This is a genomic window from Mycobacterium colombiense (assembly GCF_003284935.1).
In the GTDB taxonomy this organism is placed as follows: domain Bacteria; phylum Actinomycetota; class Actinomycetes; order Mycobacteriales; family Mycobacteriaceae; genus Mycobacterium; species Mycobacterium arosiense_A.
Window position 1 is genome coordinate 1 of record NZ_QMEV01000112.1, and the last position, 8,320, is coordinate 8,320.

10 protein-coding genes and 1 pseudogene are annotated in these 8,320 nt (G+C 70.5%); 5 read left to right on the forward strand and 6 right to left on the reverse strand.

Annotated elements, in window-relative coordinates; all coding sequences use genetic code 11:
• Both DQP57_RS25535 and DQP57_RS25540 read right to left on the reverse strand, forming a co-directional pair.
• The coding region (locus tag DQP57_RS25535) for a UvrD-helicase domain-containing protein (protein ID WP_165821902.1) at positions 1–1,024 on the reverse strand (1,024 nt) is incomplete at its 3' end.
• 34 nt (positions 1,025–1,058) lie between these two features.
• The gene (locus DQP57_RS25540; protein WP_112635581.1) at positions 1,059–1,901 is read right to left on the reverse strand and encodes a DUF6159 family protein; all 843 of its coding nucleotides are present in this window, start codon (positions 1,899–1,901) and stop codon (positions 1,059–1,061) included.
• A gap of 117 nt (positions 1,902–2,018) precedes the next feature.
• Here DQP57_RS25540 and DQP57_RS25545 point away from each other — a divergent pair, with 117 nt between their 5' ends.
• From DQP57_RS25545 to DQP57_RS25555, 3 genes are read left to right on the forward strand one after another with little or no spacing between them, the layout of a single operon-like run.
• Positions 2,019–2,225 carry a hypothetical protein gene (locus DQP57_RS25545; RefSeq protein ID WP_112635583.1) on the forward strand — a complete coding sequence of 69 codons (207 nt, stop codon included), beginning with the start codon at positions 2,019–2,021 and terminating at the stop codon, positions 2,223–2,225.
• A 45-nt stretch (positions 2,226–2,270) separates the two neighbouring features.
• Positions 2,271–3,056, forward strand: coding sequence for an alpha/beta fold hydrolase (locus DQP57_RS25550; RefSeq protein WP_112635585.1), 786 nt, complete (start codon positions 2,271–2,273; stop codon positions 3,054–3,056).
• A gap of 2 nt (positions 3,057–3,058) precedes the next feature.
• On the forward strand, positions 3,059–3,367 hold the full coding sequence (locus DQP57_RS25555; protein ID WP_112635586.1) for an MGMT family protein: 309 nt from the start codon (positions 3,059–3,061) through the stop codon (positions 3,365–3,367).
• 11 nt (positions 3,368–3,378) lie between these two features.
• Here the strand turns inward: DQP57_RS25555 and DQP57_RS25560 are convergent, their stop codons facing one another.
• The 3 genes from DQP57_RS25560 to DQP57_RS25570 form a co-directional block, all read right to left on the reverse strand.
• Positions 3,379–4,233 carry a TIGR02569 family protein gene (locus DQP57_RS25560; protein ID WP_112635588.1) on the reverse strand — a complete coding sequence of 285 codons (855 nt, stop codon included), beginning with the start codon at positions 4,231–4,233 and terminating at the stop codon, positions 3,379–3,381.
• A 91-nt stretch (positions 4,234–4,324) separates the two neighbouring features.
• Entirely contained in the window at positions 4,325–5,509 is a 1,185-nt protein-coding gene (moeZ, locus tag DQP57_RS25565) for an adenylyltransferase/sulfurtransferase MoeZ (protein ID WP_112635590.1), read from the reverse strand.
• Positions 5,510–5,594: 85 nt separating this feature from the next.
• Positions 5,595–6,734, reverse strand: a complete 1,140-nt coding sequence (locus tag DQP57_RS25570) for a DUF3152 domain-containing protein (RefSeq protein WP_112635594.1) — start codon at positions 6,732–6,734, stop codon at positions 5,595–5,597.
• Positions 6,735–6,827: 93 nt separating this feature from the next.
• Between DQP57_RS25570 and DQP57_RS25575 the strand changes: the two genes are divergently transcribed.
• On the forward strand, positions 6,828–7,511 hold the full coding sequence (locus DQP57_RS25575) for a TetR/AcrR family transcriptional regulator (RefSeq protein WP_112635592.1): 684 nt from the start codon (positions 6,828–6,830) through the stop codon (positions 7,509–7,511).
• Here DQP57_RS25575 and DQP57_RS25580 read toward each other — a convergent pair.
• Positions 7,508–7,768 (reverse strand): DUF3107 domain-containing protein, encoded by a 261-nt coding sequence (locus DQP57_RS25580; protein WP_112635596.1) that lies wholly within the window; start codon positions 7,766–7,768, stop codon positions 7,508–7,510. The two genes, DQP57_RS25575 and DQP57_RS25580, sit on opposite strands and share 4 nt — an antisense overlap.
• A gap of 218 nt (positions 7,769–7,986) precedes the next feature.
• Between DQP57_RS25580 and DQP57_RS25585 the strand changes: the two are divergent.
• Positions 7,987–8,320: pseudogene (locus tag DQP57_RS25585) on the forward strand (MmpS family transport accessory protein); the annotation flags it as partial.

Below are 8,320 nucleotides of genomic sequence, written 5' to 3' on the forward strand. Positions count from 1 at the left end.
GCCGCCGAATCCGCCGGCCGGTGGCGCCGCCGGGTAACCGGGCGGCGATACCGCTGACCGCCCGCGCCACGGCCGGGGCGCAGCGATGCGACGTCGTCAGCGTCACCGAGGGCGTGTCGCCGCCGAGCAGCCCCGCGGGTTCACCGCCCCGGAAACCGAACACCGCCTGGTTGGGATCCCCGGCGATCAGCGCCAGCTCGGCGCCGGCGGAGAGCACCCGAACCAGTCGGGCCGCCTGCGGGTCGAGCTGCTGGGCGTCGTCGACCAACAAGACGCGGATCCGGCCGCGTTCGGCGGACAACAGCTCGGGGTCCGCGGCGAACGCTTCCAGCGCGGCGCCCACCAGTTCGGCGGCACCCAGCGCGGGCGTGGTGGCCTCCGGCGCGGCCGTGCCCACCGCCGCGCGCAGCAGCATCACCTGCTCGTACTGGCGGGCGAATTGGCCGGCGGCGGTCCATTCGGGCCGCCGGCAGCGACGGCCCAGCCGCTCCAGCTCCTGGGGGTCCACGCCGCGTTCGGCGCAGCGGGACAACAGGTTTCGCAGCTCGGCGGCGAATCCCGCGGTGCTCAGCGCGGGCCGCAGTGGGGTCGGCCAGGCCGTCGCCGCGCGCGGCCCGTCTTCGAGGTCGCCGGCCAGCAGCTCCCGGATGATGGCGTCCTGTTCGGCGCTGGTGACCATCCGCGGGGGCGCCTCACCGGCCCGCTCGGCCGCGCGCCGCAGGACCGCGTATGCGTAGCCGTGCACGGTCCGCACCAGCGGCTCGCTGACGGCGGCCCGGCCCGGGCCGGCGGACCGCGCCCGCAGCAGCGCCGTCGTCAGCGCGCCGCGTTCGGCCATCCCGATCCGGCCGGAACCGGTAAGCAGCAGAACCGATTCCGGGTTGACCCCGCCGTCGATCTGGGCGACCGCCGCGTCGATCAGCAGGCTGCTCTTGCCGGTGCCAGGGCCGCCCAGGATGCGCAGCTGACCGCGCGCACCGGGGTCCAAGACGGTGTGCGCTTGCGCATCCCACGTGTAGGCCATGACGGCATGACATCACGAGGGTCCGACAGATCCGCTAGCGCGCGACGAACGCCGCCTGCAGCAGCCGGTGGTCGAACGCGCCGACCGTCTCGCCGGTGACCGCGTACTGGTAGACCGCGACCCGGAAGATCTGGCTGAGCGCGGTCGAGATGAACGAGATGGCAACGGCGACCGCGAACGTCGCCGCCAGCACCGCGAGACCCAGCGGCGCCAGACGGGCCGCGATCAGCGCGATGCCGCCGACCACACCGCCCACCACGACCACCAGGGTGACCAGAAACGTGACCACCCCGATGGTGGCCGCCCCGGCGGCGCTCTCACCCCAGCGCGCCTTGATGGTGTCCACCGAGCGGCGCAGTGACCGAAACGGTCCGGTGCCCTCGAGCGCTATCACCGGGATGACGAAAAACGTTGCGACCGCCCACGCCGCGCCGACCAGGTCCGCGGCGAGCCTGGCCAGGGTCGGTAGGCGCTCCTCGAGCGCCTTGAGGACCAGCCCGACCGTGGTCGCCACCACGCTCCACCCCAGGATCGGGCCGATCCGGCGCGCCGCGGCGGTGATGCCTTCGGCGACCCTGGTGTCCTCGCCGCGCATCGAGCGCACCGCGCACGCGGCGAGCGCCACATTAAAGAAGATGGCGATGAACGTCGACACGTACGCCGTCGCCACGCCCGCGATGTAGTAGACAGGGTCCTGGTTGTCCACCGGATGGCCGCCGAACACGCCGCGCAGCAGCAGCGTCGGCGCCCAGATCGCGATCGTGGCGAGGACGGCGAAAAGGGTGGACAGGACGGGGAAAAGGACCAGCGACCGGTCGTTTTTCAGCACCTGCCAGCTCTGCTGCGATAGCGCCCAACCGCGCCTGATTCTGCCCATGACCGCTCCCCTTGGGTCGTCGACCTGATCGAGCGGCCAGCGTACCCGGCCACCCCGCCGCCGACTCTTACCCTGGAGGCCGGAGGAGCCGGAGAACGGAAGGAGGGGTGCAAGACCATGAACGACGACGAACGCGGCTTTCCCGTCGACGAGGCGCCGGAAGGCGACGCGGTGGAACAACGACGGCCTGTCGATTCCGACGACGAGACCGGTCTGGACATCGAGTACGTCGCCGCCGCCGCGGACCGGGAAGCCAACGAGGCCGACGTGATCGAACAGGCCTACATCGTCTCCACCGAGGACGACCGGGATGACGACCGTTAAGGACCGCCCGCAACCCGCGACCGCGGCGGCTGGCACCATCGACGGGTGACCGCGAAGTTGCGTGTGCACCGCTACGGCCCGTCCGGTCCGGTGCGGATCCTGGCGTTGCACGGGCTGACCGGCCACGGCCAGCGCTGGGAGCAGCTGTCCGGCTTGTTGCCCGGGATCGGCATCGCCGCACCGGATCTGGTGGGCCACGGCAGGTCGTCGTGGGCGGCGCCGTGGACCATCGACGCCAACGTCGCGGCGTTGGCCGCGCTGCTCGACGAGCAGCCCGACACGCCCGTGGTGATCGTGGGTCACTCGTTCGGCGGCGGGCTGGCCATGCATCTGGCCGCCGTCCGCCCGCAGCGGGTGGCGGGGCTGCTGCTGCTCGACCCGGCGGTCGGGCTGGACGGCACGTGGATGCGCGAGATCGCCGAGGCGATGCTGTCCTCGCCCGACTACCCGGACCCCGAGGAAGCGCGCCTGGAAAAGGTGCACGGCTCGTGGTCGGATGTCGAACCCGCCCTGCTGGACGCCGAGATCGACGAGCACCTGATCGCCCTGCCGGGCGGGCGTTACGGCTGGCGGGTGAGCCTGCCGGCGATGATGTCGTACTGGAGCGAGTTGGCCCGCGAGACCGTGCTGCCGCCCGCGTCGACCCCGACCGTGCTGGTGCGGGCCAAGCGCACCACCCCGCCCTATGTCACCGACACACTGATCGACGCCCTGGCCGAGCGGTTGGGACCGGACTTCCGGCTGCTGGATTTCGACTGCAACCACATGGTGCCCTACGCCAAGCCCGACGAGGTCGCCGCGTTGACCCGCGAGCTGTTGGAAGCCCGCTGACCGTGGCGCCGGTCACCGACGAGCAGGTCGAGCGGGTGCGTGCGCTGGTTGCCGCGATCCCGTCCGGGCGGGTGGCCACCTACGGTGACATCGCCACCGCCGCAGGGCTTTCCAGCCCGCGGATCGTCGGCTGGATCATGCGGACCGACTCGTCGGACCTGCCGTGGCACCGGGTGATCACGGCGTCCGGTCGTCCGGCGCGGCACCTGACGACCCGCCAGCTGGAGTTGTTGCGCGCCGAAGGCGTGCTGGCGACCGACGGCAAAATCGCGCTGCGCGAGGTTCGCTACGAGTTCCCCGACGGGCGTTAGCGGCGGCCAGGTTAGAGCACCAGGCGGACCAGCGCCGCGGTGCGGGCCAGGCCCGGGAACGCCTCGGCGGTGGACCGAGGATGCAGCGCGTGGACCGCGAGACGAAACATCAACGCCCGCAACAACATCTGCGGCCATTCCGGCAGGGCGTTCCAGCGCTCGATGAGGCCGTCGTCGGCCTCTCCCCACGACAGCGCATCGATGACGACCACACCGGCCGCCCACGACGCGGGCCGCCAGTACGGGGTGATGTCGGTGATCCCGGGGGCGGCGGTGCCGACGAAAAGCACTGTGCCGTAAAGGTCTCCGTGGACCAGCTGGTTGGGGCTCTTGGTCGGCTTGCGCAGGGTGCCCAACTGATGCAGCAGCTCGACGGATCGCTCGGCATCCGCCGTCGCGGGCGCCGACCGCGCTCCGGGCGGCACCGAGGCCAGCGGCCGTTCCTCCCACGCCGCGCGATCGGCGGCGATGAAGATGTCGACGTCGCCCCACGGCGCCGTGGGCCCCTGGGTCAGGAAGCGGGGCCGCTCGAGTTTGCCCGTCGCCTCGTGCAGGCGCACCGCGGCCGAGACGACTTCGTCATGGCGGGGCTCCGGCGTCCCGGCGACGAAGGTGTCCGCCCGCCACCCGGAAACGACGTAACGCCCGTCGGTGGAACGCACCGGCCGCGCCAGGCGAACGCCGTCGACGAACAAGGTCTCGCGGACCCGGGCCGACCAGGCCGCGCGCGCGTTGTCGGCCACCAACGACAAGACGACTTCGCCGCACCGCCAGCCGCCCTCCCAGCTGGCCCCCAGATTGACGGGTGTGACGCCGGCCAAACCAAACGCCGACAGCACATGATCCGGCGGTGGCTCGACTGTCACACCGGTACTCTAAACGAGTCCAACAAGCGGCGATCGCAAGCGCGGCGAAGCCGGGCGCGGCGGGTCGCCGCAGTCCACAGGGCGTGCCGGGTCAGTACATGACCATGTCGGGTTGCATCTGCTGCGCCCACGCCACGATCCCGCCCTGCAAATGCACCGCGTCGGCGAAGCCGGCCCTGCGCACCACGGCCAGCGCCTGGGCCGAGCGCACCCCCGTTTTGCAGTACAGCACCGGCAGGCGGTCGTGCGGCAGCTTTGCCAGACCCTCGCCGGAATTGATCGACGACTGCGGGATCAGCTGGGCCCCGTCGATGTGCACGATGTCGAACTCCACCGGCTCACGCACGTCGATCAGCGCCAGCTTCTTGCCCGAATCCAGCCAGTCGCGCAGCTCGCGCGGCGTGATGGCCGACGCGGCGTCGTGCGCCGACGGCTCGGGCGCCACGCCGCACAGCTGCTCGTAGTCGACGAGCCCGGTGATCGTGGGCCTCGACGCGTCCGAGGGGTCGCGGCGGATCGCGATGGTGCGGTAGGTCATCTCCAGCGCGTCGTAGATCATCACGCGGCCCAGCAACGACTCGCCGATCCCGGTGATGAGTTTGATCACTTCGGTGCTCATCACCGAGGCGATGGACGCGCAGACGATGCCCAGCACGCCACCCTCGGCGCAGGATGGGACCGAGCCGGCCGGCGGGGGTTCGGGGTAGAGGTCGCGATAGTTGAGCCCGCGTCCGTCCGGGGCGTCCTCCCAGCAGACCGAGACCTGGCCCTCGAAGCGGTAGATCGACCCCCACACGTACGGCTTTTTCGCCAGCACCGCCGCGTCGTTGGCCAGATACCGGGTCGCGAAGTTGTCGGTGCCGTCCACGATCAGGTCGTAGCCGCCGAACAATTCGACGGCGTTGGTGGAATCCAGCCGGAATTCGTGCAGCCGCACGTCGACCAGCGGGTTGATCGCGGCGATGGAGTCGCGCGCCGACTGCGCCTTGGACCGGCCGACGTCGGCCACCCCGTGGATGATCTGGCGGTGCAGGTTCGACTCGTCGACCACGTCGAAATCGACGATGCCGATCGTGCCCACGCCCGCGGCCGCCAGGTAGAGCAACGTCGGGGCACCGAGCCCGCCGGCGCCGAGCACCAGCACCCGGGCGTTCTTGAGCCGCTTCTGCCCGTCGAGCCCCAGGCCGGGAATGATCAGGTGCCGGCTGTAGCGGGCCACCTCGTCGCCACTGAGGTGGTCTGCGGGCTCCACCAGCGGCGGCAGCGGCGTCGACACGTGCGAAACATCTCCTCGGTTGGCTTCTCTTACCATCACAGCAGCCCGCGCGGGGCGCGGCAACGAGGCGGCGTCTAAAGGCCCGTCAGGCGATCGGGTACGGCCAGGGATTGAACCGGCAGGTCTTGCCGTCGGCCTTGACGACGTCGGGGTCGAACTGCGCGGCGTCGTTGTTCGACGTGGAAAACGTCTGCTGCATCATCACCGGCGCCAGGGCGTTCTGCTGCTCGCAGGGTTCGTGGTGCAGGTATCCGATGGCGTGGCCGACCTCGTGGTTGATCACGTACTGCCGGTAGGAGCCGATGTCACCTTCGAACGGTACGGCTCCCCGTACCCAGCGCGCCTCGTTGATGAACACCCGCGCCTCCCGGTTGGCGCCGAATACCGGGTTGTAGCAAGAGGTTTCGAGGCGGAATTCGTAACCGCACCCTTCGCGCACCGTCACCGGCGACACCAGCGAGATGCGAAAGTCGGGTTTGCCTCCACTGGCTCCGTCGATCCGGATGAACGCGAACTGCGGATTGTGCGTCCAGCCCTTCGGATTGGCCAGCGTCTGGTCGACCATCTGGGCGAAGGCGTCGTCGCCGCCGAACATGGTCGGATCGATGCCGTTCTCCACTTCGACGGTGTACCGGAACACCTTGGCGGTGCCCTGGCCGATCTGCGGCGTGGTGCCCGGCACGATGTGCCAGGTCTTGTCGCCCGCCTCGGTGAACGGGCCGCCGTCGGGCAACGTTCCGGCCGGCAGGTTGGCGTCGAACGCGGCGAGCCCGCGCGGCGGGGCGTCGATGATCGTGGTGCCCACCGCGCCGATCGCCGGCGGACTCTGGATGGGCTGGCCGGCCGTCGGCTTGGGGGCGCCGGTGCCGGTGACCGTCTGGTACATCACCACCGCGGTGAGCACCACCAGGACCGGCAGGGCGTACGCGCGCCACCCGTAGGTGGAGACGAAGCGGCCCAGCCAGGTTTGTTTGCGCCACTGTCGCGGCCGCTCGCGGTCGGCCCGGACGCGTCCGGCTTCCCGCGCCAACGGATCGCGCAGCGCCCGCAGCGGCTCTCGCCACTCGTCGCGTAACACCGGCACGCGCCCTGTGCTGCGTGGGGGCCGGGGGGACGTCATTTCCCCAGGATTACACAGCCGGGCACCGCCGCCGCCGGTGGCGCGCCCGAATCGGCCGTCCGACACCGCTTCTGCCAGCGGCGACGACGGCGATGACGGTCGCATCGAGGCGGCGGGTAGTAAGGTCTTTCCCACGGGCTGCGAGCGGTTGGCCCCGATTCAGCGATGGCCGGCCGCCGATAATCAGATGAGGACTCGATGAGCGAACTCGCCAAGGTGCCGGCGCGGCGCGCCGTCAGATCGGCTGACCGCGGTCGGCCGGACGGAGCCGCGGTTTCCAGCCGGCGAGGCAATCGGTTGCCCCGCGACGAGCGGCGCGGCCAATTGCTCATCGTGGCCAGCGACGTGTTCGTCGACCGCGGCTATCACGCGGCGGGCATGGACGAGATCGCCGACCGCGCCGGAGTCAGCAAACCCGTTCTGTACCAACACTTTTCGAGCAAGCTCGAGCTGTACCTGGCGGTGCTGGCGCGGCACGTGGAAAACCTGGTGTCGGGCGTTCAGCAGGCCCTGAGCACCACCACCGACAACCGGCGCCGGTTGCACTCCGCGGTGCAGGCGTTCTTCGATTTCATCGAACACGACAGCCAGGGCTACCGCCTGATCTTCGAGAACGACTACGTCACCGAACCCGAAGTGGCCGCCCAGGTGCGCGTCGCCACCGAATCCTGCATCGACGCGGTCTTCGCGTTGATCAGCGAGGATTCCGGGCTGGACCCGCACCGGGCCCGCATGATCGCGGTCGGTCTGGTGGGAATCAGCGTCGACTGCGCCAGGTACTGGCTGGACTCCGACCGGCCGATTTCCAAGGCGGACGCCGTCGACGGCACCGTCGCGTTCGCCTGGGGCGGGCTGTCACACGTGCCGCTGACCCGCTCCTAACGGCCCTTGCCGGCGTGCTTGCCGGTTTCGGCGCTGATCCCGAAGCCCACCCGGCGCGCGTCGGCGGCGCCGATCTCGACGTAGGCGATCTTGGCGGTGTGAATCAGGAAGCGGCGGCCCCGCTCGTCGCTCAGCCGCAGCAGACCCGACGCGTCGCTCAGTGCGGCGCTGACCAGATCTTCGACCTCGGCGGGCGTCTGGGCGCTGGCAAGGACCAGCTCGCGCGGACTATCCGTGATACCGATCTTGACCTCCACGGTCACCCCTTCCATGGGTCTTGCCGTCATTCCGCAGCTATCGAAGTCCCGGCCCTGTCAGCAGCAGGCTAGTGGACGCGGCCGACCCCGACCCCGCCGCGTCCCCACACTTCGCGGTCAGCGAAACCGGTCGCGGCCCGATAACGATTCGCTCTCAGGTTGTCTCGCCCACCCGCGCGATACCCGATCCGTGCTTTCCCATGGCTAACTTCGGCACCATGGGTACCACGTTGCCGCACCTTGACGACAGGATCCGGGCTTACCCCGACGACTACGCCGCCGATGCCGACGCCTGCGATACCGACCCCTACCTGAACGCCGACTACAACTGGACGGGCTGGCCGGCGGACTCGCGCTGGCGCCCCGCCACGGCGATCGTGGGCGCGGTGGTGGCCCTGGGCGCCATCGCCACGGCCGTGATCATCAACAGCGGCGACAGCGCGTCCACCAAGGCCACGCTGGGCGCCCCCGCCCCCCACCCGGTCACCTCGGCGCCGGCGACCACCAAGGCGTCCGTGCCACCCAGCGCGTCCCCCGGCCCCTCGCAGTTGC

What these genes read in the sequence shown, in the direction of transcription:
- DQP57_RS25540 (WP_112635581.1), bottom strand. Translation starts at nt 1,901, where the DNA reads ATGGGCAGAATCAGGCGCGGTTGGGCGCTATCGCAGCAGAGCTGGCAG.
- DQP57_RS25545 (WP_112635583.1), top strand. Translation starts at nt 2,019, where the DNA reads ATGAACGACGACGAACGCGGCTTTCCCGTCGACGAGGCGCCGGAAGGC.
- DQP57_RS25570 (WP_112635594.1), bottom strand. Translation starts at nt 6,734, where the DNA reads ATGCGACCGTCATCGCCGTCGTCGCCGCTGGCAGAAGCGGTGTCGGAC.
- DQP57_RS25575 (WP_112635592.1), top strand. Translation starts at nt 6,828, where the DNA reads ATGAGCGAACTCGCCAAGGTGCCGGCGCGGCGCGCCGTCAGATCGGCT.